The following is a 24,443-nucleotide window of genomic DNA, read 5'->3' on the forward strand; positions in this document are numbered from 1 at the left end:
GCAGGACTGAGGAGGGAGTGGATGCCGGCGGCCCGGCATCCACTCCCTCACTCGTTCGCGGTCACATGTCGCGAGCCTGCGCGACGAACGCGTCGAGCGTGGCACGCAGTGCCGGGGAGTCCCCCTGCGAGCGGCGGTGCACGGCCAGGACGTCGCGAGTGGATGCCGGTGCGACGGTGGGGATCGCGACCAGGTCGGGGCCGATCTCGCCGCGGCCGAGGCGCGGCACCAGCGCGACGGCGAGGCCGGCGCGGGCGAGTTCGAGATGGTTGGGGAACTCCATCGACTCGTGCACGATCCGCGGCGCGTTGGGCACGCCGTCGAACAGGCGCCGCAGCCACTGCCGGCAGATCGTGGCCTCGAACGTGGCGACCCAGCGTTCGCCCGCCAGCTCCTCGGGGTGCAGCTCGGTGCGATCGGCGAGCGGGTGGTCGCGGGGCAGGATGACGTCGGCGACGTCAATGAACAGCGGCGTCGACACGAGATCGTCGGGCATCGCGAGGGCGACCCCGCCCCAGCGGTGCACGATGCCGAGGTCGCGCTGGCCGGACGCGACGAGCGCGATCGTCTCCCACGGCTCGCTCTCGCGCAGCGGCAGCGCCAGATCGGGGTGGCGGTCGGCGAGCTCGTGGAGCACCGGGATGACGAGGCCGCGCACCACAGTCGAGAACGCGGCGAGCCGGATCTCGCCCACGACGCGGTCGTCGGCGCCGGCCGTGAGCTGCAGGTCGGCGCGGAGGCGTTCGAGGTCGGCCAGGATCGGCGTGGACGCGACGACGAGGCGCGTGCCCGCCTCGGTGAGGATGACGCCGCGGCCGGCGCGCTCCAGCAGGGCGATGCCGGTCTCGCGCTCGAGCCGTTTGACCTGCTGCGAGACGGCCGACGGCGTGTAGCCGAGGCTCGTCGCCGCGGCGACGACGCTGCCCTGGGTCGCGACGGCGCGGAGCGACAGTACGGCTTCGAGATCGATCATGAAGCAACGCTACAAGATTCCATGCGAAAAGGGTTGCTTGTGCTTCATTGAGTATCACCCCGAAGCTGGATCCATGAACAGGCGTGACATGGTGCTGGCGGCGATCGTCGCTGCCTTCTGGGGCTTCAACTTCGTCGTGATCGACTGGGGCATGGACGGCGTCCCGCCGGTGCTGTTCGTCGCGATCCGCTTCTCGGCCGTCGCCCTCGCCGCGTTCGTCGTGCCGCGACCGCGCACCTCGTGGCGCACCGTGGTGGGCGTCGGCCTGTTCATGAGCCTCGGCCAGTTCGGGCTGCTCTACACGTCGATGGCGCTCGGCTTGCAGCCGGGGCTCGCGGCTCTCGTGCTGCAGGCGCAGGCGGTGTTCACGATCCTCATCGCCGCGGCGGTGCTGCGCGAGCGCCCGACCGTGCCGCAGATCATCGGCGTCGGCCTCGGCATCGTCGGGCTCGCGATCGTCGCGGCCGGCCGCGGCGGCGACGCCCCGGCGCTCGCGGTGGCGCTGGCGCTCGCCGCCGCGTTCTCGTGGGGCATCGGCAACGTCATCTCGCGGCGGGCCGGCGCCGTGAGCGGACCCGGCCGGCTGGGCTCGCTGTCGCTCACGGTGTGGTCGGCGATCGTCGTGCCCGTCCCCGCGCTCGCGCTGTCGTTCGCGGTCGAGGGGCCTGACGCGATCGCTGCCGGCCTCGCCGCGTTCGGGTGGGAGTCCGCGTTGTCGACGCTGTACACGGCGGGGCTGTGCACGATCGTCGGCTACTCGATCTGGAACGGCCTTCTGGCGCGCAACCCCTCGGCCGCCGTCGTGCCCTGGGTGCTGCTCGCGCCCGTCGTCGCCATGGCCTCCGCCGCACTGCTGCTCGGGCAGATCCCGGCGCCGGCCGAGATCGTCGGCGGCGTGCTGCTCGTCGGGGGCGTGCTGGTCACGGGGCTGCGCGCCCGGCGGGTGGCATCCACTGCGCCGTCGTCTCCGCTCCGCGCGGAGCGGGCTCCCGTCGCCGAGCCGGCTTCTCCCGCCGCCGAACCAGTGCCCCGGAGCGGGTGACGCCGGCCCTCAGGTCCGGGTGGTCGCGGCCTCGATCTCGGTATCGGCCGAGGTGGCGGCATCCCCTTCTCTGCCGAGGTCCGTGCGCTCGCGCACGAACAGCGCGCACACGAACGCCGCCGCGATCACCGCCGCCAGCACGACGAACACGGCGCGCGGGTCGACGGCGTCGGCGAGCACGCCGAGCAGCGGCGTGAGCAGCCCGCCCAGCGCCGTCGCCATGCCGAGCGTCACGCCGCTCGCGGTGCCGAGGTGACGCGGCAGGTACGCGTGCGAGAGCGTGACGTGCAGCGCGAACGGCAGGAACAGCGCCCACCCCAGCACTCCCGCCAGCACGATCGCGGTGACCTCGGCCGGCGCGAACACGTACCCGATCGCGGCCGCCGTGGCGAGGGCGTAGCCGAGCACGAGCGTGCGCGTGCGCCCGAACCGGTCTGCGAAGAAGCCGCCGACCAGCGTGCCGAGCGCGGCCGCGAGTGAGAACACGGTGAGCGCGACAGTGCCGACGTCGGTGGGAGCGTCGAACCGGTCGATGACGTCGAGCGCGACGAAGGACCGCGCCCCGACGTAGGCGACCGACCACAGGCTCACGATCAGCAGCAGCCACGCGAACCTCCCCCACAGGTCCCGGGGCGGGGAGATGGATGCCGCTCCCGCCGCGCCGAGCCCGGTCGCGATCGTCGGGGTCGGGGTGAGGGCCGCACGACGGTTGAGCACGAGGTAGACCGCCGCGATCGCGACAGTGGGGATCAGCAGCAGCGGCGTGGCCTGCAGGCCCATGATGCCGACGGTGAGGCCGACGCCGATCGGGGCGATCGCGGCACCGACGTTGCCGCCGACCGAGAAGATGCTCATCGCGCGGTTGGTGCCCCCGCCCGCCTCCTTCGCTGCGACCGTCGCCGCCGGGTGGTAGGCGGCCACGCCGAGGCCCGACAGCGAGAACACGATCCACGTGAGCCAGTAGTTCTCCGAGGTCAGTCCGGCCACCGCGATGCCGAGCGCCGCGACGAGCAGGCCGACGACGATGAGCGGTCGCAGCGAGAAGCGGTCGGTGAGCCAGCCGAACACCGGCTGGAAGACGCTCGACAGCGAGGTCGCGGCGAGCGTGAGGCCGGCTACGGCGGCGTAGTCGTACCGCTGCTCGATCACGAAGTACGGCAGCAGTGCGGCGGCCGCGCCGGTCTGGAAGTCGTTCATCAGATGCGTGCCGACGAGTGACCAGAACAGGGCGCGACGCGGTGGGGCGACGGGTGGTGCAGAAGTCATGGCGGTACCTTACTCCTCAGACAAGTTGATAAGTCAAGTCCGTGATGCGTGGCATCTGGGTATGCTGTGCATGAGTCGGACCGCCGCCCGTCCGACAACCGGAGGTTGTGAATGGCCGCGATCGTGCACCGTGCCCCGCTCGCTGCGCAGGCCGCCGAGATCCTGCTCGGCCGCATCCGCGCCGGCGAGTTCGTGCTCGGTCAGCGACTGCCGGGCGAGACGACGCTGGCCGCTCAGCTGGGCGTCGGGCGCTCCACGATCCGCGAGGCCGTCCGCGAGCTCGCGGGCAAGGGCGTGCTCGACTCGCGACAGGGGGCGGGGGTCTTCGTCACGGCGCTCGACGTCGCCGACGACTGGGACACGGTGCTGCGCCGCGCCTCCATCACCACCGTCATCGAGGCGCGCATCGCGATCGAGGCCGAGGCTGCGGCGCTCGCCGCCGAGCGCCGCAGCCCCGCGCAGCTGCGGGCGCTGCGCGCCGCGCTCGCCGCCCGGGCGACGGCCGATCCCGCGCCAGAGCCGCACGTCGACGTCGATATGGCGCTGCACCGGCTGATCGTCGTGGCCTCAGGCAACGAGGTGCTCGTCGAGCTCTTCGACGGCTTCGTGCCGCGCGTGCGCACCGCGATGGTCGACATGCTCAAGATCCGTCCGACGGCGTCGCATGAGGCCGATCACGCCGCGCACGCCGCGGTGGTCGACGCCATCGCCGACCGCGACGCGCGCCGCGCTGCCGAGCTCAGCCGTGCGCACCTGAACACCCTGAAGTTCGCGTTCGCGTGACTCCCGGCGGGCGTCAGCGCGCCACCAGGCGGCACACTGGACCCATGACCGGCACCGAGGACGCGCCGCCCGCGATCGTCGACCCGCGTCCGCGGCTCCCGCGCGCGGCGGGCGACGTCATCGTCGCGGTGCTCGTGCTGATGCTGACCTTCGCGCCGTCGCCCGGCGACGCCTATCAGCCGCCGGCGCCTCTGACGATCGGCCTCGCGGTCGTCGCGGTGCTCGTCCTTCCGCTGCGTCGGCGCTGGCCCCTCCCGGTGCTGGCGGGCGTCGTCGTGCTCTTCGCCGTCGCGGCGTTCACCGGCGCGCTCAACCCCGGACTGGCGCTCGCCGTGGCCGTCGGCATGTTCGGCGTCACCAACCGGCTGACACGGGGCGCCGGGTTCATCGCCACGGCCCTCACTGTCGTCGTCGTGGTCGGGCTGTGCTTGATCGTGGTGCTGCCGGACTGGGACCCGCGGGTCATCCAGTACGGTCTCACGACGGTGATCGGCGCGGCGGTCGGCGACGCGACGCGTTCACGGCGGGACTACATCACCGCCATCACGGAGCGTGCCGAACGCGCGGAGCAGACCCGCGAGGCCGAAGCGCGGCGCCGGGTCAGCGAGGAGCGACTGCGCATCGCGCGCGACCTTCACGATGCCGTGGCGCACCAGATATCGGTCATCAGCCTCAACGCGGGCGTCGCTTCGTCGGCACTGGCTTCACGGCCTGAGCGCGCCGAGCAGGCGCTCGCCACGATCCGCAGCGCGGCGCGCACCGTGCTCGGCGAGATCGGCGACCTCATGGAGGTGCTGCGCGCCGACGAGTCCGGCGACCCGTCGGCCGTGCGCACGGCTCCGCAGCCGAGCCTGGACCAGCTCGATCGGCTCGTGCAGGGCTTCATCGACGGCGGCCTCGAGGTGACAGTCCGCACCGAGGGCGACCTGCGCGCGGTGGGCGATGCGCCCAGCCGCGTCGCCTACCGCGTCGTGCAAGAGGCGCTGACCAATGCGCACAAGCACGGCGTCGAGCATCGCGCCCACGTGCTGCTGGCGGCCGGGGCCGACGCGCTCACGGTCGTGGTGACCAACCCCGTCGACGACGGGCGGACGGACGGCGGAGGGGTGGATGCCGCGGCTCCGGGTTCGCGGCTGGGCCTGACCGGGCTGCGCGAGCGCGTCGCGAGCGTGCGCGGCACCGTCGAGACCGGCCCGGTCCCCGGCGGCTGGCGGCTGCAGGCGCGACTGCCGCTGGCCCCTTCACGCGACGACGAGAGGGCCGCCCCGTGACCACCGTGCTCGTCGTCGACGACCAGGCGCTCATCCGTCAGGCCGTGACCGACATCCTCGCCACTGCCGACGACATCGAGGTCGTCGGTCAGGCCGCCGACGGCCGCGCGGCGGTCGCTGCGGCCCGCGTGCGGCATCCCGATGTCGTCCTCATGGACATCCGGATGCCGGAGCTCGACGGGATCGCCGCGACAGCCGAGATCTGCGCCGATCCGGCGCTCGCCGAGACCCGCGTGCTGATCCTCACGACGTTCGAAGAGGACGAGTACGTGGTGTCGGCGCTGCGCGCGGGGGCGAGCGGGTTCATCGGCAAGGGCTCTGAGCCCGCCGACATCGTGCGGGCGGTGCGTGCCGTGCACGCCGGCGACGCGCTGCTGTCGCCGATCGCGACGCGCGCACTGATCACCAGGTACCTCGCGCCTGAGCCGGTCGACGCCGACCGCTCGGCGCTCCAGCACCTCACCGAGCGCGAGCTCGAGGTGCTCGTGCTGGTCGCGCGGGGGCGCTCCAACCAGGAGATCGCGACCGAGCTGTTCATCTCGCCGCACACGGCCAAGACGCACGTGAACCGCATCATGACCAAGATCGGCGCGCACGATCGCGCGCAGCTGGTGATCGTCGCGTACGAGACGGGACTGCTGACGCCGGGCGCGTGAAATACCGCGGATGCGGTACGCGGGTGTCTCCCGCGGGAGGACGCGCGGACGGCGCCCTGCGACGAGCCTGGAAGAGTGAATGCCGCAACCCTGTCCTCCTCCCCACCCGCCACGGCGCCGATCCTCTCGGCGCGTGATGTCCGCAAGGCCTACGGCAAGGGACAGAACCGCTTCGAGGCCCTGAAGGGCGTGAGCTTCGACGTCCGCGAGGGCGAGTCCGTGGCGATCGTCGGCAAGAGCGGCTCGGGCAAGTCCACGCTCATGCACGTGCTCGCCCTGCTCGACGCCCCCGACTCCGGCAGTCTGGCGCTCGAAGGCGTCGACACCCGGGAGCTGCGCGGCGCGAAGCTCAACCGCACCCGCAACAAGACCTTCGGCTTCGTGTTCCAGCAGTTCTTCCTCACCGGCTCGCAGTCGGTGCTCGAGCACGTCATCCTGCCGATGAAGATCGCCGGAATCGGCCGGGCCGAACGGCGCCGGCGGGGCCTCGCCGCCCTCGCGCAGCTCGACCTCGCTGAGAAGGCGAAGAACAAGGCCGTGAACCTGTCGGGCGGTCAGAAGCAGCGCGTCGTCATCGCCCGCGCCCTCGTCAATAACCCGCGCGTGATCTTCGCCGACGAACCCACCGGCAACCTCGACTCGCACACCGGCGCGGTGGTCGAAGACATCCTGTTCACCCTGAACCGCGAGCACGGCATCACCCTCGTGGTGGTCACGCACGACGAGGAGCTCGCGGCCCGCTGCGACCGCCGCATCCTCATCCGCGACGGTGAGATCGTCGAGGACTCCGGCTCCGCTCCTGAGGGGGTGGCGGCATGAAGACCACCGACCTCGTCGGCTCGGCGATCTCGAACACGTTCCGCTCCAAGACGCGCATGCTGCTGACGATCCTCGCGATCTTCGTCGGCGCGTTCACCCTCACGCTCACCAGCGGCCTCGGCACCGGCATCAACGCCTACATCGACGACACCGTGAGCGGCATCGGCGCATCCAACGCGATGACCGTCACGAAGACGTCGGGCGATGCGGATGCCGGCTTCGGCGGCGACTCCGGCCCGGCCGAGTACGACCCCGACGCGGTGTCGGCGGGCGGCTTCGGCCCGAACGGCGGCGGCACGGTCACCGCCATGACCCCGGACGACCTCGACGAGCTCGCCTCGATCGAGGGTGTCACCGACGTGCACGCCACGAAGTCGATCAGCCCCGACTTCATCCAACACGACGGCGGCACGAGATTCGTCGTGAGCGTGGGCAGTCTCGTGCCCGGTCAGACGACCCAGCTGAGCGCCGGCGTCGACCCCGATGACACGACCGATGCGTACGAGCTCGTGCTGCCGACGTCGTACGTCGACCCGCTCGGCTTCGCCGGCGCCGACGATGCCCTCGGCGCGACGGTGTCGATCGCGATCACCGACGCGAACCGCGAGCAGCACGTGATCGAGGCGACCGTCGTCGGCGTCGCCGAAGAGGCGCTCGCCTCGCCCAACGGCACGAGCATCATCCCGAACGATGCGCTCACCGACGCCCTGTTCGAGACGCAGAACATCGGCGTGCCCGCCGACCAGGTCGATCGCTATGCCCAGGCGACAGTGTGGTTCGACGAGAACGCGAGCGACGACGACATCGCCGCGCTCAAAGATCGCCTCGCCGACGCGGGCTTCACCGGCACCACGGTCGCCGACCAGATCGGCGCCTTCACGACGGTGATCGACGGCATCGTCCTCGTGCTCAACGCCTTCGCGATCATCGCGCTGCTGGCCGCGAGCTTCGGCATCGTGAACACCCTGTTCATGTCGGTGCAGGAGCGCACCCGCGAGATCGGCCTCATGAAGGCCATGGGCATGGGATCGGGACGCGTCTTCAGCCTGTTCAGCCTCGAAGCGACCTTCCTCGGGTTCCTGGGGAGCGCGGTCGGCGTGGTCATCGCGATGCTCGTCGGCACGGGAGTCAGCGCCGCGCTCGCCGACTCGCTGCTCGCCGACCTGCCGGGTCTGACGCTGATCGCGTTCGACCCCGTGTCGATCGCGACGATCATCCTCGTCGTGATGGTGATCGCGTTCCTCGCCGGCACCCTGCCCGCCGCCCGCGCGGCCAAGGCCGACCCGGTCGAGTCGCTGCGCTACGAGTGAGACGAATGGATGCCGCCACCCCTGCCCGACCGGGGCGCGGGGTGGCGGCATCCACCGTTCTCGGCGTCACGCGCCCAGCGGCGGCAGGCGGTCGCGCGCGCGACGCGCGACGGGGATGCCGGGGCGCCGGCACCCCCCGCCCGAGGGCTACGCGACGGTCAGGCGCTCGCCGCGCACGGGGACCAGCAGCCGCGCGGCCTTGCCGGCGTAGCCGAACACGAGCTCGAGGCGGTCGAGCGTCTCGCTGAAGTGGGCCCAGCCCTCGCCGTGCACGGGCACGATGAGCGCATCGCCGAGCGCGTCGGCGGCCTGCAGCGCCGTGTGGGCGTTGAGCGTCACGTCGGTGTCGCCGAAGCGTCCGGGGTTGGCGGCGCCGACGAACAGCACCGCGACGTCGATCGGCGCGAACCGGGCGGCGATCTCGCGCACGAGGTCGACCGACGCGTTGTCGCCCGACACGTACACGGTGGGCTCGCCGTCGGCGTGCAGGACGAAGCCGGTCACGACGCCGCTCAGCGCCTCGGCGCCCTCGGGCCCGTGCAGCGCCGGCACGGCGGTGATCTCGACGGTGCCGACCGTCGTCGACTGCCACGGCACGAGTCCGGTGACACCGGGGATGCGGCCTGCGGCGTCGGGCGTCGACAGCACCGTGGGAACACGCTCGAGCAGCGCGCGACCCGCGTGATCCAGGTTGTCGAAGTGCTGGTCGTGAGACAGCAGCACGACGTCGACCGCCCCCAGCGCGTCGGCGGGGACGGCGGGTCCGGTCAGCTTGTGCAGCACCACGGGGCCGTCGTAGTCGCCGGGCTCGTCGAAGGTCGGGTCGGTCAGGAACGACAGCCCGGCGTAGTCGAACTGCAGGGTGGGTCCGCCGACGAGCAGGGCGGAGAGGGAGGCGGGAGCGGTCGTTTCGGTCATGACACGATGCTCGCGTCGCCGACAGCGAAGCAACAGTGGCCCGAAGGCACCATTTCGATAAGATCGGGCCATGGATGCCTCCCCCCTCCGCCGCGTCGCCGTGCTGGCGTTCGAGGGCATCAGCCCGTTCCACCTCTCGGTGCCGACGCTCGTGTTCGCAGCCGCGGGGCTCGACAGCGCCGAGCCGCTGTACGAGGTGGTCGTGTGCGCCGAGCAGCCGGGTTCGCTCGTGACGGGCGCCGGGTACCGCATCGCCGTCGACGAAGGCCTGGAGGCGTTCGCATCCGCCGACATGGTCGTGCTGCCCAGCTGGCGGCAGGACCGGCCGCCGTCGGACGCACTGCTCGACGCTGTGCGCGCGGCTCATGCGCGCGGCTCGCGCATCGTCGGGCTGTGCCTGGGCGGCTTCGTGATCGCGGCCAGCGGCATCGCCGACGATCGCGAGCTGGTCACGCACTGGGCCGCCGCCGACCGGCTCGCCGCCGAGTACCCGGATGTGCAGGTGCGCCGCGATGTGCTGTGGCTCGATCACGGCGACGTCATCACATCGGCGGGGGTCGCGGCCGCGCTCGACTGCTGCCTGCACATCGCCCGCCTCGACCACGGCGCCGCGGCCGCGAACACGCTCGCCCGCGCGCTCGTACTGGCCCCGCATCGCAGCGGTTCGCAGGCCCAGTACATCCCGGTGCCTGTGGCCGATCCCGCGGGCGGTGAACCGATCGAAGAGGCGATGGCATGGGCGCGGGCGCGCCTGGCAGAGCCGCTCGAACTGGACACGTGGGCCGCCGCCGTGCACCTGTCGCGGCGCACGTTCACGCGCCGGTTCCGTGAGCGCACCGCGACGAGCCCGCAGCAGTGGCTGCTCACCCAGCGCCTGGACCACGCCCGCCTGCTGCTGGAGACCGACGACGCCTCGATCGAGCTGGTCGCGGAGCAGTCCGGGTTCGGCAGTGCCGTGACGCTGCGCCACCACTTCTCGCGCCGGCTCGGGGTGAGCCCCGCGGCGCACCGCGCGGAGTTCCGCGGCCGTGTGCACGCCTGACCTCTACGAGAGGATCGAGCCATGACCGATCGCCCCGAGATCGTGTGCCTCTGCGGTTCCACCCGGTTCGCCGATGAGATGCGCGAGGTCAACCGTCAGCTGACGTTCGCCGGTGTCATCGTCCTGGCGCCGGGCGTCTTCGCGCACGCCACGGGCGAAGAGATCACCCCCGAGCAGAAGAGCGCCCTCGATGCCCTCCACCTGCGCAAGATCGACCTGGCCGACCGGGTGGTGGTGGTCAACCCGGGCGGGTACATCGGCGAGTCCACGAGCCGGGAGATCGCGTACGCCCAGGCCACGGGCAAGCCCGTCGCCTTCACCGCCCCGGCTTGAGCCCGAGTCGGACTGGCCCGAGCTGACTCCGGGCTGACCTGAGCGGACCCGCCCGCGGGAGGTCCGGTTCAGACCGTCGACGTTCAGAACGGCGGAGCCCCTGGGGGCGCCGGGTGGGTCGAGGGTGGCGAGCCAGGGTTCGCGCATGATGCGCCGCCTCGCGAGGAGGGCGGGGTCGGCGGTGAAGCGCACGACGGGTTCGGGGCGATCCGTGTGCCTGCGCCCCGTCGGGCTGGTCCACACCAGCACGCCCGGCGAGGTCTGTTCGACAGTCCACGCATCGATGGTCTTGAGGACGTGGTGGCGGCGGCAGAGGTGGGCGAGGTTGTCGTGGCGGGTGGGGCCGCCGTGAGCGGCCGGGTGGGTGTGGTCGACGTCGCAGCGCCAGACCGGGCGCCGGCAGCCGGGGAAGCGGCAGTGCTCGTCGCGGGCCGCGAGGAAGCGGTGCAGGGCTGGTCCGGGGCGGTACCGGTCGACGGCGAGGACGGCGCCGGTGACCGGTGAGGTCATCACGCGCTCCCAGCCGGGCTCACCGGCGGCCAGCCGTCGGGCGGTCTCGGAGTCGATCGGTCCATACCCGGCGAGCAAGCAGGGCTCGTCGCCGGCGCCGGTCATGGTGAGGACCGGGACGGTGACCTGCACCGTGGCACGGATGTGGGCGAGGCCGGTGCCGCCGACGCAGTCCTCCGGGCCGGCGGTGAGCAGCAGGTCGGTGGCGATGTCGGCGCGCAGCTGGTCCATCGTCCTCGTGTCGACGGGCCCGTCGCCGTCGGCATCGTCCGCATCGGCCGGGCGGGCCGCGATCACGGACCGGGCCTGCGCGGTGAGCCGGTCGTGGATGCCGTGGATCAGGGTCGCGTCGTCCGTCAGAGTGAGGGCGGCCATTCCGTCCGGCAGGTCGAAGGTGATCACGTCGCGCCGCGCGCGGGCTGTATCCGCACGCTCCTCCAGGGATTGCTCGCGGAAGCGTTCGGCGATCACCCGGAGCACCGGCGCCAATCGCCCCGGGGTCAGTTGGGACGCCCGTTCGAGCGCGAGCCGCAGGAACACGCCACGCGCCGCGTCGTCGACGATGTCTTCACCGGCGTCGTGGATCGCCGACAGGTGCTGCCGAGAGATGCTCCCGCGCTCCAAGGCGTCCACGCCCGCGGCGAACCGGGCGCACAGATCGGCCGCTTCGCTCATCAGCCGCGTCACCGTGATCTCGGACACTCTCGTCGAGGTCGCCAGATCCGCGATCAGCGCCCGCCGTGACAGCTCTGCTCGCCGCAACTGCTCCAGCGACGCACCCGGCTGGTGCGCGACTGCGGCCGCGGCATCCGCCAGCACCCTGATCTCCGCCGCGTCCGCCGCAGCACGGGCCGCGCGGCCTGCCTCGAACGCGTCCACGAAGCGACCCGTCGCGGCGAACGCCGGCGGCGGGACGAATGGAGGATCGGCAGGCATCAGGACTCGCAGACAGGGAAGGACGACGGTCGGAGACTCCCCGCCGAAGCGGTATCGCACCTGTCATCAACCTGCGGCGCTGCCGCATCCACAACCCGATCTCGACCGAAGCCGAGGCATCCACTGATCGAATCTCTGTTCGAAACTCTACTCCGATCGTGGACATGTCATAAGCCTCAGAGCATTGAAAATACGGGCGGTTCACGAACCTATCTATGAGACTGAGGCGGTCGCCCACGACGCCAGTAGTCGCAGCCGTTCTGCAGAGGGCGAGCCCGGCTCGGCGGTGTAGATCAGCATCACGGTGCCCGGCTCGGCGGTGAGCGCCAACTCTTCGTACGCGAGGGTGAGCTCACCCACGACCGGATGCACGAATCGCTTGGTGCCCGTGCCGTGCGTGCGCACGTCGTGCGCCGCCCACAGTGTGCGGAACGTCTCGCTCTGCGTCGACAGCTCACCGACGAGGTCCTGCAGGCCCTTGTCGTGCGGGTCGCGGCCCGCCTCGGCACGCATGATCCCGACGCACATCTGGGCGAACAGCTCCCAGTCCGGGTAGAAGTCGCGCGCCGCCGGATCGAGGAACTTGAAGCGCGCGAGGTTCGGCGTGCGGCCGCCGTCCCCGATCACCGGCGAGTAGAACGCCCGGCCGAGCTCGTTGACGGCCACGATCTCCTGGCGAGGGTTGCGCACCACGGCGACGCCGTCGGTGATCGCCGCGAGCGCCCATTCCAGACTCGCGCGGGGCGCTCCCGGTCGGGTCGTGCGACGGCGCGGGCGTCCGGAGGTAGGGATGCCGTCAGCCGCGCGCGCGAGATCCAGCAGGTGTGCACGCTCGGTGTCGTCGAGCTGGAGCGCCCGCGAGACCGCGTCGAGCACCGATGCCGACGCTCCGGCGATCGCACCGCGCTCCAGCTTGGCGTAGTACTCGACACTGACTCCGGCGAGCATGGCGACCTCGCTGCGGCGCAGCCCGGCCACCCGCCGGTTCGAACCCGACGCGATGCCGGCGGCCTCGGGCGACACCCGTGCGCGGCGTGTCATGAGGAACTCGCGCACCTCGGCCTTGTTGTCCATGCCGACAGGCTAGGCCGCCTCGAACCCACGAGGGGTGCCCTGTCAGTACATGTCCCGACAGGAACTCCCGCGATCCCGAGACAGTGGGGAGCATCGTTGTCATGACTTCTCCCGCACCTCTCCCGGTCGCCACGCGCCGGAGACTGCTGCCGAGCCTGCTCCTGCTGCTGACGGTCTTCGGCCCGATCTCGATGGATCTCTACCTCCCTGCGCTTCCCGCGCTGACGAGCGAATTGGATGCCGCCACCTCGGTCGCGCAGCTGACCATCACCGCCTGCCTGCTGGGGCTCGCGGTCGGGCAGCTGGTCGCCGGGCCTTTGTCGGACCGCCACGGACGGCGCGGCATCCTCCTCGTCGGCGTCGCCGCGTACGTGGCCGTCTCGCTGCTGTGCGCGATCAGCCCCTCGGTCGAACTGCTCATCGCGGCGCGTCTGGTGCAGGGGCTCGCCGGTGGCGTGGGCATCGTGATCGCGCAGGCTGCGGGGCGCGACGTGTACTCCGACGGCGCCCTGATCCGCTTCTACGGCCGGCTCACGGTCGCCGGCGGCCTTGCGGCCGTCGTTGGACCGATGCTGGGCGGGGTGCTCAGCAGCGTCGTCGACTGGCGAGGACTGTTCGTCTTCCTCGCGGCGATCGGGGCGGGCATCCTGCTCGTCACGATGTTCGCGTTCGACGAGACACTTCCCGCCGAACGCCGTACGGGGGGCGGGTTCGCGCAGACCGCCCACGCGTACCGCACGCTCCTGGCCGACCGCACCTTCGTGGGCGCCGTGCTCAACCAGGGATTCATGTACGCCGCGACATTCGCCTACCTCGCCGGCGCCACCTACGTGCTGCAGGAGATCTACGGCCTCACGCCGCTCCAGTACGCCGCCGCGTTCGGCCTCAACTCGGTCGGCTTCATGGTGTTCGGCTACCTCGCCGGGCGCACCGCCGAGCGCTGGAGCGTCCGCGGCACCCTCGCCGCGGGCGTCGCGCTCACCGGCCTGGGGTCGGTGGGGCTGCTGGCGGCGGGCCTCACGCCCATGCCGCTGTGGGGGGTCATCGTGTCGCTGTTCGCGCTGGCGGGCGGCGTCGCCGTCACATCGCCGCCCGCGACCACGCTCGCCCTCGTCGGCTACCCGCAGATCGCCGGCACGGCCTCGTCGCTGCTCGGCACCGTGCGGTTCGGCTTCGGCGCCGTCTCGGCGCCGCTGGTCGGACTGGCCGGGGCCGCCAGCATCCTGCCGCTCGGTGTGGTCACCGTGGCGGCCACCGTCCTCGCCGCCGTCGCCGCGCTGCTCGTCGTCCCGCGACGCGGAGGCGCCGCGGCGCCGGCGCCCACACCCGCCGGCGAGCCCCGCATCCTCGAGAACGCACACTAAGGAGAACCCCATGCGCGGAGTCATCATGTACGCCCCCGGCGACGTCCGGGTCGAAGACCGCGAACGGCCGGCGATCGTCGAGCCGACCGACGCCGTCATCCGCCTGACCGCGACCTGCATCTGCGGCTCCGACCTGTGGCCGTACCGCGGCATCCAGCAGGTCGACCACGAGCCGATGGGCCACGAGTACGTCGGCGTCGTCACCGAGATCGGCGCAGACGTCGAGAGCGTGAAGGTCGGCGACCACGTCGTCGGCTCTTTCGTCGCCTCCGACAACACGTGCGAGATCTGCCAGGCCGGCTACCAGTCCCGCTGCGTGCACAACGTGATGATGGGCTCGATCGGCACCCAGGCCGAGTACGCCCGCATCCCGCTCGCCGACGGCACCCTCGTCGCCACGCCGGGCGAGCCCGACCCCGAGCTGGTCCCGGCGCTGCTCGCGGCATCCGACGTCCTCGGCACCGGCTGGTTCGCGGCCGTCGCCGCCGAAGCGGGCCCTGGCAAGACGGTCGCCGTGGTCGGCGACGGTGCCGTCGGACTCATGGGCGTGCTCGCCGCGAAGCAGCTGGGCGCCGAACGCATCATCGCGATGAGCCGGCACGCCGATCGGCAGGAGCTCGCCCGGCGGTTCGGTGCGACCGACATCGTCGAGGAGCGCGGCGACGCCGGCGTGGCGCGCATCAAGGAGCTCACGAACGGCCTCGGAGCGCACTCGGTCATCGAGGCCGTCGGCACGCAGGAGTCCATGGAACAGGCCATCCGCGCCACGCGCCCCGGCGGCCACATCGGCTACGTCGGCGTCGCCCACGGCGTCTCGCTCGACGGCATGGAGCTGTTCTTCTCGGGCGTGCACCTGCACGGCGGACCGGCGCCCGTGCGCCGTTTTCTGCCGGACCTGATCCGGCTCATCTGGGACCGCGAGATCGACCCCGGCGTGGTGTTCGACCTGACGCTGCCCCTCGAGGATGCCGCTGAGGGCTACCGTGCGATGGACGAGCGCCGTGCCACCAAGGTGCTGCTGACACTGTGACCCGCGGCCCCGGCCGCCACGACAAGGAGGTTCGCATGAACATCGAGCCGACGGCATCCACCGTCAAGAACCCGCCCGAGCGCTTCGCCGGCGACGTCTGGGTCGACGCGATCGCCACCCCGCACGAGGCCGACCAGCGCATGACAGTCGCGCTGGTGCGCTTCGCGCCGGGCTCGCGCACCGCGTGGCACTCGCACGCACGCGGCCAGTACCTGCGCGTCACGCACGGCATCGCGCGGTTCGGCACGCGCGACGGCGGCATGATCGAGGTGCACCCCGGCCAGACCGTCTACACCCCGCCCGGCGAGGACCACTGGCACGGCGCTTCGCCCGACTGCTTCATGGAGCACCTCGCGATGCTCGAGGCCGCCGACGACCCCGCCGAGTCGACGGTCTGGAAGGAGCACATCACCGACGCCGAGTACGAGGGCCGCTCCGGTCGCTGAGCCGAGCGAGGAACGAGCGAAGACGAAACGCGGTGAGGCGCTCCCGACAACCCGGCCGGGCGCAGATGGCGCGGGCGTGGCTGAGCCCGATGGGCGGCTCGCGGCGTTTCGTCTCGCTGCGTTCGCTCAACGATCGGTGGCCCGGCGCTGACACCGAAGGAGAGTGGATGCCAGGGGCCCGGCATCCACTCTCCTGACGTTCAGGCGCCTACGCCTCGTGCACCGTCCGCCCGGCGACCACGGTGCGCACGACCCGGGTCTCGAGCAGCTCGTCGGGCGCCGCGGCGAACACGTCGCGGTCGAGCACGATGAAGTCGGCGCTGAGGCCCGCGGCGATGCGGCCGTACGAGCCCTCGGCGCGGCTCGCCCAGGCGGCGTCGCGCGTCGCGTGCTCGATCGCGGTCATGAGGGGCACCGCGTACGCCGGGATGTTGGCCGGCAGCGACGGGTCGAGCGCCGAGCGGCGCGTCGCGGCGATGAACATGTTCGGCAGCGGCGCGTACGGCGACGTCGGCGAGTCGGTGCCGAAGACGAGCGGGGCGCCGGCGTCGGTCATCTCGGGCCACGGGAAGCCGCGGTCGATGCGCTCGTCGCCGAGCATCGCGCGCCAGTTCGCCTGGATCGCGGGGTCCGCGTGCACGGGCTGCATGCTCGCGGTGATGCCGATCGCGGCGAGGCGGTCGATGTCGGCGCGCTCCACGACCTCGAGGTGCTCGATGCGGTGGCGGCGCTCACGCGGACCGTTGGCGGCGATCGCGTGCTCGACAGCCGAGATCGCGATGCGCACCGCCTCGTCGCCGATCGCGTGCATCGCGACCTGCAGGCCCGCCGCGTCCGCCGCCGCCACGACCGGGGCGAGCTCGTCGAGGCTCCAGACCGGGTCGGGGTCGCTGCCGTCCGAGAACGGGTGGCCGACCGCCGCCGTGCAGCCGTCTACGGTGCCGTCGATCATCACCTTGATGCCCACGACCCGGAGCCATTCCGACGTGTGCGTCGCGGCGAGCTCCACCGCCCGCGCGACCTGCACGAGGTTGTGCGTCTCATCGCCGGTGGGCTGAACGCGCCAGTGCCCGGCGACATGCGCGGTGAGGGCTCCCGCCTGCTCGGCGCGCACCATGGTCGCGAGGTCGGCCTCGTCCAGCCCCATGTCGGTCGCCGCGGTGACGCCGGTCGCGGCGTAGCCGTTGAGCGCCGCGACCAGCGCCGCGTCACGGTCGTCGTCGGTGGTGAATCCGTGCAGCACCGGCTGCACCAGCAGGTGCATGGCCGTCTCGTCGACGAGGCCGCTGGCGTGCCCGTCGGCATCGCGGTGGACCATGCCGCCCGCGGGGTCGGCAGTGTCGTCGTCGATACCCGTCTCGGCGAGGGCGGCGGTGTTGAGCCAGATCGAGTGGAAGTCGTACGCGTCCGCGTACACCGGACGGTCGGCGACCACGGCGTCCAGCAGCTCGCGCGTCGGCCGCCCGCCCACGGCGGCGTGCTGCCAGCCCTGCGCGCGGATCCGCGGCGCCTCGGGGTGGGCCGCGGCGAACTCGCCGATGCGTCGCCGGATCTCGTCCAGCGAGTCGGCGCCCCACAGGTCCACCTGCCCGGCGGCCTCGCCGGTGCCGACGATGTGCGCGTGGCCGTCGACGAACCCGGGCAGTACCGTGGCGCCGCCCAGATCGACCTCGGCCGCCTCGGCCCCGGCGATGCGCCGCGCCGTCGCCTCGTCGCCCACGTAGGCGACACGGCCGTCGCGGACGAAGATCGCGGTGGCCCAGCGGCGGGCATCCGCCGTGAAGACGTGGGCGTGCGTGTAGAGGGTGGGGGTCACGGGCGACCTGCCTTTCCGAGGGGAGTGCGCAGCAGCGCGGCGTAGAGGACGACCGACACCAGCATGCCGACCGGGACGGACAGGTCGACGTAGCCGAGCGCCTCCGAGACGGGGCCCGCCCAGACCGTGGTCGACAGGCACAGGGCCGTCGCCACACCGCCCACCAGTACGGCCACGACGCCGGGGATACTCCAGCCGCCGCTGTACCAGAAGCGTCCGCCGCGCTCTTCGTCGAACAGCTCGACACCGTCGTACCGGTTGCGCCGCAGCACGACGTCGGTGACGAACACCGCCATCGTCGGGGCCGACACGATCACGAGGAACTGCAGCATGAGGTTCACGGCGTCGAGGAGGCTCGTCGACAGCACCAGGTAGATCGTGAGCGCGGTGCCGATGACGCCGACGATGATGGCGGCCGGGATGCGGCGCAGCGGCAGGCCGATCGCCTGCAGGGCCATGCTCGACGTGTAGGTCGTCATGCCGTTGAGCGCGACGGTGTTCACGATGACGCCGATGACGAACACCGGGCCGAGCCACGCGGGGAGGATGCCGAGCAGCGCCGACTCGATACCGGCGTCCATGCCGCCCATCACGACCGTGGCCAGCAGCACCCCGACGACGGTGAACACGGCTCCGGGCAGCGCGCCGCCCAGGGCCGTCGCGGCGATGATGTGCGACGGCTTGGTGGAGCGCGGCAGGTAGCGCGCGATGTCAGGGCTGTTGATGTACGAGATGGGCCCGGACGCGACGAGCGTGAACCCGATCGTGATCGCCGACCACAGGGGCACGCCGCCCAGCGGTTCGGCCGCCTGGTAGCTCCAGTCCACCTGGGGCAGGATGAACGCCGTCACGGTCACGAAGATGACGGCGAGCACGATCGCGAGCCACGAGTAGATGCGCAGGATGAGCGCGTGGCCGTAGACGGCGACGAGCACCGTCAGCGCCGAGATGACGAGCGTGACCGCGATCGGGACGATCACCGGGTCGGTGAGCCCCATGCCGGCGAGCATGTCGGCGCCGAGGAACGACGAGGCCAGCCAGTTGAGCGCGAGGAAGACGGCGCCGATCAGCCAGCCCGTGAAGGCGACGACAGGCTTGTTGCCGATGATGCCGTAGATGGCGCGCGTGATGACCGAGCCGGAGGTGCCCGCCGCGGGACCGCTGATCGCGATGAGGCCGGGGAACACCCACATCACCGAGCCCGCGATGACGACCAGGACCGCCTGCCAGAGCTCCAGCCCCAGCAGCACGAGCGTCGCTCCGACGGTGAAGTTCAGGATGCTGACGCTCGGCGCCGCCCACACGAAGAACAGGTCGCGCGCGCGGCCGTGGCGGTCGCCTGCCCCGATGAGCTCGATGCCGCGGGTCTCGGGCTGGGTGGCGGCATCCACGAACCCCTCGCCCGCCGATGGCGGTGTCTTGGTGGTCTGCGTTTCTGATGACACGGGGGTTCCTCTCGGGACGGCAGGACGTCGTCGTCATTCGCCGGCGGCTTCGTTGCTGCGGTGTGGGGATGTTCGGGAGCGGCACTATTGGCCAATTGCACAATAGACTATTGGTCACACATCCAATAACATGGCGGGCATGGTGTCAAGCCCCGATGTGAGACCCGCCGCGCGGCCGAGCACGCGCAGAGTCCGCAAGCACCCGGACGAGCGCCGTGCCGAGATCCTCGAGGCCGCCGCCGACATCGCGCTCGCCGAAGGGCTCGAGCGCATCACGCTGCGCGCCGTCGCCGACCGGATCGGCGTGCGTCCCGGGCTCATCACGCACTACCACCCCTCGGCCGAGGACCTCGTGATCGCCGCCTTCGTGCGCGCCGCCGAGGGCGAGCGTGACACCGCGTACCCGTCCGAAGGATCGCCGCTCGCGCGCGTGGCGACGCTCGTGCGCGACATGGAGGACCCGTCGTCCGACCCGCTGTCGAAGCTGTGGCTCAACGCCCGCCACCTGTCGCGGTTCACGCCCGCACTGGCCGTCGCGGTGAGCGAGCAGGAGACGCTCAACGTCGCGAGCCTCCTGGCGATCATCGAGGACGGCGTCGCCGACGGCTCGTTCCGCTGCGACGACGCGCTCGCCGCGTGCGTGCGCATCCTCGTCGCCATCGACGGACACGGCGCGTACGTCAACGACGTGGGCGGATTCACCCACGAGGCCTATCGGCGGTTCGTGTCCGACACCGCCGAGTGGGCGCTGGGGCTGGCGCCGGGCGCGCTCGCCACTGCCTGACGGGCGGCGTCAGGCAGCGGCATCCCACCACTCCAGCACGCGCGCGCCCGACAGGGTGAGCCAGCGGGATGCCTCGCCCTCGGCGACGTCGACGTCGAACCACGTGCGGCCCGGGACAGGTGCGCTCTGCAGCCACCGGCCGTCGGGCTGACGCAGCCCGCGCACGAGGTCTACGGCCTCGGCCAGACGCGGATCGGGCGGCGTGCCCTCGAGCAGCGACACCTCGCGGAAATGGTCGAGGGCGTACAGGGCGCTGTAGCGGTGGCGGTTCGGGTAGACGAACCTCGTCACGAAGTCGCCCACCACCTCACCCGTGCTCGCGCGGAACATCAGCCGCCGCGACAGCAGGTACTCCTCGCCGCCGTGACGGGCCTCGCGCATGCCGGTGTCGCCGGTGATCCGCTCGTACGCGAGGATGCCGCGCGCGGCGTTCAGGGTCGAGTGGAACGACGAGCGCACCGAGTCGCCCTCTTCGGCCTCGCAGTTCCAGCCGCCGTCGGCGAGCCGGTGCGCGGGGAACCACTCGACGAGCCGTGACACGTCGGCGCCGAGCCACGCGCCGCTGGCGAGCGTGTAGGAGTTGATGCACACGTCGACCTCGCCGCCCCAGTACGGCATGTCGTCATACTCCCAGCGGGCGTTCGCCGCGATGCGCTCTGCCGTGTCGCCGAGCACGGCGGCGTCGAGACCCCATTCGCGCAGGTCGCGCAGCGACCAGGTGGTCGCGACCCAAGGCTGGCCGGGCTCGTCCTTCTCGGGGCCGTCGAAGAACGCCGTGCCGCCGGGGAAGAACGCGCCCCCTGCCCACCGCCCGTCGGAGTCCTGCTTTGCGAGCAGCGCGGCACCGAACCCCTCGTGCGCGACCCGGGCGCGCGTCGCCTTCCAGACCTCGGGCGGAGCGCCCGCGAGGTCGCGCTCGACCTGCCAGCGCAGGGCCGGGTCGGAGTCGAGCAGCCATTCCAGAACGTGCGTGTCGACGGCCATGGGCGGCACGCTACGCCGCACGTCGGACACGCGGTACCTGGGCCGGCGACGGCGTCGGGCCTGCGGCATCCGGCCGCCCAGGTATTGCGCAAGACACAAGATTCGTCCAGACAATTCCGAATCGATTCGATAGGATGATCGGCAGCCGTTTTCCGGCCCCTCCGTCTTCGCCTTCTCGCTCGAGAGTCCGCCTTCATGTCCACCGCCCTGACGACGGGCCGCCCCTGGCGCGTCATCGTCCTGTTCGCCGTGCCCCTTCTCCTCGGCAACGTCGTCCAGCAGCTGTACCAGTTCGTCGATGCGATCGTCGTCGGCCGCCATCTCGGCGTCGATGCGCTCGCCGCCGTCGGCGCGACAGGCAGCATGATCTTCCTGCTGCTCGGCTTCGCCTGGGGTCTGACTTCGGGCTTCGCGATCCCGACCGCGCAGGCGTTCGGCGCCCGCGATTTCGCGGCCGTGCGCCGCTCGGTGGCCGCCGGAACGATCCTCACCGGCGCGTGCACCGTCGTGCTGACGGTGGGTGCGCCCCTGCTGGCCGGCCCGCTCCTCGCGCTGCTGCAGACGCCTCCCGAGCTCATGGACGACGCGATCGTCTTCGCCCAGATCAGCTTCCTCGGCGCCGGCGCCATGATGTTCTTCAACTACCTGTCGGCGATCATCCGCGCGATCGGCGACTCGCGTACGCCGCTGGTGTTCCTGACGCTCGCGTGCGGCCTGAACGTCGTGCTCGTGCTCCTCATGGTCGGCACCTTCGGCTGGGGCGTGGGCGGCGCGGCGCTCGCGACGGTCGTCTCGCAGCTGATCTCGGTGCTGCTGTGCCTCGAGTTCGTGCGGCGGCGTGTGCCGGTGCTGCACCTGCACCGCGAGGACTGGCGCGTCAGCCGCGCCGACCTCACCGAGCACCTGCGCCTCGGCCTGCCGATGGGCTTCCAGGCCTCGATCATCGCGATCGGCACGCTCTCGGTGCAGGTCGCGCTCAACGAGCTCGGCGCCGACGCCGTCGCGGCCTACACCGCCGCCTCGCGCGTGGACGGCCTCGCCGTCGCGCTGCTGCAGTCGCTCGGTCTCGCGGTCTCGATGTTCGTGGCGCAGAACCACGGCGGCGGACGCCCCGACCGCATCCGCAAGGGTGTGACGCAGGCGACCTGGATCTCGCTCGCCGCAGCCCTCGTGCTCGGCGCGCTGCTCATCGCCTTCGGCGCGCACCTCGTGCAACTGTTCGTCGGCGACGCCGCGACCGAGGTCATCGGCCTGGCTGCACAGATGCTCGCCATCAACGGCGCGACCTACTGGATCCTGGCGGTGCTGTTCGTGCTGCGCGGCGCCCTGCAGGGCCTCGGCCACACCCTCATCCCGACGATCACGGGCGTGATCGAGCTCATCATGCGTGTCGCCGCCGCGGTCGTGCTCGGTGCGATGTTCGGCTTCATCGGCGTCGCCGCGAGCAACCCGCTCGCCTGGCTCGGCGCGGTGGTCGTGCTCATCCCGGCGTACATCGCCGCCCACCGCAAGCTCGCGCACGAGCCGATCAACCCGGCCGTCGCGACGCCGACGACGCCGATCGCGATCGTCGGTCCGACCGACGGCTCGATGGTGGTGGATGCCGTCGTCACGGCGCCGATCGTCCTCCCCACCGCCGCGCAGACCGCGAGCCCGACGGCGCCGCGCCGTCGCCGCCGCTTCACCGCCCGGCGCCAGCGCGACCGCAGCCCCCGCTGACCCGCGTCCCGGAATCCCCTGTTTCGTCGAGACGAGGGATTCGCGTCGAGACCGGGGGCGATGCCCTGGGTTTCGCGGTGAATCTCCTGGTTCGGCGCGTCGAGCCCGCCGCATTCGCCGACCGGTGCCTTGCGCGACCGGCCGGGCGCTGATTCGCTGAAGGAGGACCCGAGGCGAGGAGCTGCGATGGCCACCAGCATTGCGGACGTGTTCGTGCAGACCCTCGTCGAGGCGGGGGTCACGAGGGTCTGGGGGCTGCCGGGCGACTCGCTCAACGCCTTCACCGACGCTCTCCGCCGGGACGGGCGGCTGCGCTGGCTGCACATGCGGCACGAGGAGTCGGCCGCCTTCGCCGCGGGCGCCGAGGCCGAGATCACCGGCGAGCTCGCGGTCGTCGCGGGCAGCTGCGGGCCGGGCAACCTGCACTTCGTGAACGGCCTGTTCGACGCACAGCGCTCCCGCGTGCCGGTACTGGCGATCGCGTCGCACATCCCGTCGGCCGAGATCGGCAGCGGCTACTTCCAAGAGACGCATCCGCAGGACCTGTTCCGCGAGTGCAGCGTGTACAGCGAGCTGATCTCGGATCCGTCGCAGATGCCCTGGGTGCTCGAGATCGCGATGCGCACCGCCGTCGAGAAGCGAGGTGTCGCCGTGGTCGTGGTGCCCGGCGACGTCTTCTTCGCGGATGCCCCCGCCCGGCGCCCGTCGGCACCGATCCGTGCCGCGCAGCCCTCGATCGTGCCGAGCGACGCCGAGCTGCGCGAGGCCGCCGGCATCCTCGACGGCGCGGCGAAGGTGACGATCCTGGCGGGAGCCGGCGTCGCCGGCGCGCACGACGAGGTGCTCGCGCTCGCCGACCGTCTGAAGGCGCCGATCGTGCATGCGTTCCGCGGCAAGGAGCACATCGAGTGGGACAACCCGCACGATGTCGGCATGACCGGCCTGCTCGGCTTCGCCTCCGGCTACCGGGCGATGGAGAAATGCGACGCGCTGCTGATGCTGGGCACCGACTTCCCCTATCGGCAGTTCTACCCGTCGAAAGCGAAGATCGTGCAGGTCGACGTGCGCGGAGAGCAGCTCGGCCGCCGCACCCCGATCGATCTCGGCCTTGTGGGCGACGTCGGCGTGACGGCATCCGCTCTCCTCGGGTATCTGCGGGCCGATCGCGACGACGGGCACCTGCGCGACGCGGTCGCGAACTATCGCAAGACACGCAAGGACCTGGATGGGCTGGCGGTCGACGACGGCAAGCGGCCGCTGCACCCGCAGTTCGTGGCGCGACTGCTCGACGAGCTCGCCGAGGACGACGCCGTGTTCACCGCCGACGTCGGCGAGCCGGTGGTGTGGGCCGCGCGCTACCTCACGATGACGAAGGGGCGACGGCTTATCGGGTCGTTCACGCACGGCTCCATGGCCAACGCCATGCCGCAGGCGCTGGGTGCGCAGGCGGTCGACCGTGACCGGCAGGTCATCGCACTGTCGGGCGACGGCGGCATCGCGATGCTGCTGGGCGACCTGCTGTCGATCCGCCAGAACGACCTGCCGATCAAGGTCATCGTGTTCAACAACTCCGCCCTCGGGTTCGTCGAGGTCGAGATGAAGGCCGCGGGCATCGTCAACTTCGGCACGACGCTCGACAACCCGGACTTCGCCGCAGTGGCCACCGCGATGGGCATGACGGGCATCCGCGTCGAGCGCGGCGAGGACCTGGAGCCCGCGCTGCGGCGCGCGCTGAGGGAGCCCGGCCCCGTGCTCGTCGACGTCGTGGTGGCGCGGCAGGAGCTCTCGATCCCGCCGGCGATCACCGTCGCCCAGGCCAAGGGCTTCACGCTGTGGGCGCTGCGGACGGTGCTGTCGGGCCGCGGCGACGAGCTGCTGGACCTCGCCGACACGAACGTGTGGCGGCGCCTCTTCGGCTGACG

21 protein-coding genes are annotated in these 24,443 nt (G+C 71.8%); 13 read left to right on the forward strand and 8 right to left on the reverse strand.

The window, feature by feature from the left end; all coding sequences use genetic code 11:
- Positions 1-61 precede the first annotated feature (61 nt).
- Positions 62-973, reverse strand: a complete 912-nt coding sequence (locus ABEA46_RS00480) for a LysR family transcriptional regulator (RefSeq protein ID WP_345542350.1) — start codon at positions 971-973, stop codon at positions 62-64.
- A 73-nt stretch (positions 974-1,046) separates the two neighbouring features.
- Here ABEA46_RS00480 and ABEA46_RS00485 point away from each other — a divergent pair, with 73 nt between their 5' ends.
- Positions 1,047-2,015, forward strand: a complete 969-nt coding sequence (locus tag ABEA46_RS00485) for an EamA family transporter (protein WP_345542351.1) — start codon at positions 1,047-1,049, stop codon at positions 2,013-2,015.
- Positions 2,016-2,024: 9 nt separating this feature from the next.
- Here the strand turns inward: ABEA46_RS00485 and ABEA46_RS00490 are convergent, their stop codons facing one another.
- Positions 2,025-3,281: an MFS transporter gene (locus ABEA46_RS00490; RefSeq protein ID WP_345542352.1), complete on the reverse strand. Its 1,257-nt coding sequence runs from the start codon at positions 3,279-3,281 to the stop codon at positions 2,025-2,027.
- Between the two features lie 111 nt (positions 3,282-3,392).
- On the opposite strand from ABEA46_RS00490, the gene ABEA46_RS00495 reads away from it, so the two are divergent.
- The 5 genes from ABEA46_RS00495 to ABEA46_RS00515 all read left to right on the forward strand — a co-directional run bounded on the left by ABEA46_RS00495 (position 3,393) and on the right by ABEA46_RS00515 (position 8,120).
- Positions 3,393-4,064 (forward strand): FadR/GntR family transcriptional regulator, encoded by a 672-nt coding sequence (locus ABEA46_RS00495; protein ID WP_345542353.1) that lies wholly within the window; start codon positions 3,393-3,395, stop codon positions 4,062-4,064.
- 44 nt (positions 4,065-4,108) lie between these two features.
- Positions 4,109-5,335, forward strand: coding sequence for a sensor histidine kinase (locus tag ABEA46_RS00500; RefSeq protein WP_345542354.1), 1,227 nt, complete (start codon positions 4,109-4,111; stop codon positions 5,333-5,335).
- Positions 5,332-5,991, forward strand: a complete 660-nt coding sequence (locus ABEA46_RS00505; protein WP_345542355.1) for a response regulator — start codon at positions 5,332-5,334, stop codon at positions 5,989-5,991. The genes ABEA46_RS00500 and ABEA46_RS00505 overlap by 4 nt, the downstream gene beginning before the upstream one ends.
- Positions 5,992-6,066: 75 nt before the next feature.
- On the forward strand, positions 6,067-6,810 hold the full coding sequence (locus ABEA46_RS00510; RefSeq protein ID WP_345542356.1) for an ABC transporter ATP-binding protein: 744 nt from the start codon (positions 6,067-6,069) through the stop codon (positions 6,808-6,810).
- Positions 6,807-8,120: an ABC transporter permease gene (locus tag ABEA46_RS00515; protein WP_345542357.1), complete on the forward strand. Its 1,314-nt coding sequence runs from the start codon at positions 6,807-6,809 to the stop codon at positions 8,118-8,120. The genes ABEA46_RS00510 and ABEA46_RS00515 overlap by 4 nt, the downstream gene beginning before the upstream one ends.
- Positions 8,121-8,267: 147 nt before the next feature.
- On the opposite strand, the gene ABEA46_RS00520 is transcribed toward ABEA46_RS00515, so the two are convergent.
- Positions 8,268-9,038, reverse strand: a complete 771-nt coding sequence (locus tag ABEA46_RS00520; protein ID WP_345542358.1) for an MBL fold metallo-hydrolase — start codon at positions 9,036-9,038, stop codon at positions 8,268-8,270.
- Between the two features lie 70 nt (positions 9,039-9,108).
- Between ABEA46_RS00520 and ABEA46_RS00525 the strand changes: the two genes are divergently transcribed.
- Positions 9,109-10,080, forward strand: coding sequence for a GlxA family transcriptional regulator (locus ABEA46_RS00525; RefSeq protein ID WP_345542359.1), 972 nt, complete (start codon positions 9,109-9,111; stop codon positions 10,078-10,080).
- Positions 10,081-10,083: 3 nt separating this feature from the next.
- Here ABEA46_RS00525 and ABEA46_RS20365 read toward each other — a convergent pair whose 3' ends face one another.
- Positions 10,084-11,859, reverse strand: coding sequence for an HNH endonuclease signature motif containing protein (locus ABEA46_RS20365; protein ID WP_425563145.1), 1,776 nt, complete (start codon positions 11,857-11,859; stop codon positions 10,084-10,086).
- Positions 11,860-12,072: 213 nt separating this feature from the next.
- A complete protein-coding gene (locus tag ABEA46_RS00540; protein WP_345542361.1) occupies positions 12,073-12,933 on the reverse strand; it encodes a helix-turn-helix transcriptional regulator in 861 nt (286 codons plus the stop codon).
- Positions 12,934-13,034: 101 nt separating this feature from the next.
- On the opposite strand from ABEA46_RS00540, the gene ABEA46_RS00545 reads away from it, so the two are divergent.
- Genes ABEA46_RS00545 through ABEA46_RS00555 form a run of 3 tightly spaced genes read left to right on the forward strand, consistent with a single transcriptional unit; the run spans position 13,035 to position 15,773 of the window.
- Positions 13,035-14,297, forward strand: coding sequence for a multidrug effflux MFS transporter (locus ABEA46_RS00545; protein ID WP_345542362.1), 1,263 nt, complete (start codon positions 13,035-13,037; stop codon positions 14,295-14,297).
- Between the two features lie 10 nt (positions 14,298-14,307).
- On the forward strand, positions 14,308-15,327 hold the full coding sequence (locus ABEA46_RS00550; protein WP_345542363.1) for a zinc-dependent alcohol dehydrogenase family protein: 1,020 nt from the start codon (positions 14,308-14,310) through the stop codon (positions 15,325-15,327).
- 35 nt (positions 15,328-15,362) lie between these two features.
- Positions 15,363-15,773, forward strand: coding sequence for a (R)-mandelonitrile lyase (locus tag ABEA46_RS00555; protein WP_345542364.1), 411 nt, complete (start codon positions 15,363-15,365; stop codon positions 15,771-15,773).
- A 208-nt stretch (positions 15,774-15,981) separates the two neighbouring features.
- Here the strand turns inward: ABEA46_RS00555 and ABEA46_RS00560 are convergent, their stop codons facing one another.
- Both ABEA46_RS00560 and ABEA46_RS00565 read right to left on the reverse strand, forming a co-directional pair.
- On the reverse strand, positions 15,982-17,589 hold the full coding sequence (locus ABEA46_RS00560; RefSeq protein ID WP_345542365.1) for an amidohydrolase: 1,608 nt from the start codon (positions 17,587-17,589) through the stop codon (positions 15,982-15,984).
- Positions 17,586-19,034, reverse strand: coding sequence for a purine-cytosine permease family protein (locus ABEA46_RS00565; protein WP_345542366.1), 1,449 nt, complete (start codon positions 19,032-19,034; stop codon positions 17,586-17,588). Before ABEA46_RS00565 ends, ABEA46_RS00560 begins: the two co-directional genes overlap by 4 nt.
- A 139-nt stretch (positions 19,035-19,173) precedes the next feature.
- On the opposite strand from ABEA46_RS00565, the gene ABEA46_RS00570 reads away from it, so the two are divergent.
- Positions 19,174-19,818, forward strand: coding sequence for a TetR/AcrR family transcriptional regulator (locus ABEA46_RS00570; RefSeq protein ID WP_345542367.1), 645 nt, complete (start codon positions 19,174-19,176; stop codon positions 19,816-19,818).
- A gap of 9 nt (positions 19,819-19,827) precedes the next feature.
- On the opposite strand, the gene ABEA46_RS00575 is transcribed toward ABEA46_RS00570, so the two are convergent.
- Positions 19,828-20,802 (reverse strand): squalene cyclase, encoded by a 975-nt coding sequence (locus tag ABEA46_RS00575; RefSeq protein ID WP_345542368.1) that lies wholly within the window; start codon positions 20,800-20,802, stop codon positions 19,828-19,830.
- A 195-nt stretch (positions 20,803-20,997) separates the two neighbouring features.
- Here ABEA46_RS00575 and ABEA46_RS00580 point away from each other — a divergent pair, with 195 nt between their 5' ends.
- A complete protein-coding gene (locus ABEA46_RS00580) occupies positions 20,998-22,521 on the forward strand; it encodes an MATE family efflux transporter (protein ID WP_345542369.1) in 1,524 nt (507 codons plus the stop codon).
- Positions 22,522-22,707: 186 nt separating this feature from the next.
- Positions 22,708-24,441 carry a ubiquinone-dependent pyruvate dehydrogenase gene (gene poxB / locus ABEA46_RS00585; RefSeq protein ID WP_345542370.1) on the forward strand — a complete coding sequence of 578 codons (1,734 nt, stop codon included), beginning with the start codon at positions 22,708-22,710 and terminating at the stop codon, positions 24,439-24,441.
- Positions 24,442-24,443 lie beyond the last annotated feature (2 nt).

It is taken from the genome of Microbacterium jejuense (genome assembly GCF_039544225.1).
GTDB classification, from domain to species: Bacteria; Actinomycetota; Actinomycetes; order Actinomycetales; family Microbacteriaceae; genus Microbacterium; species Microbacterium jejuense.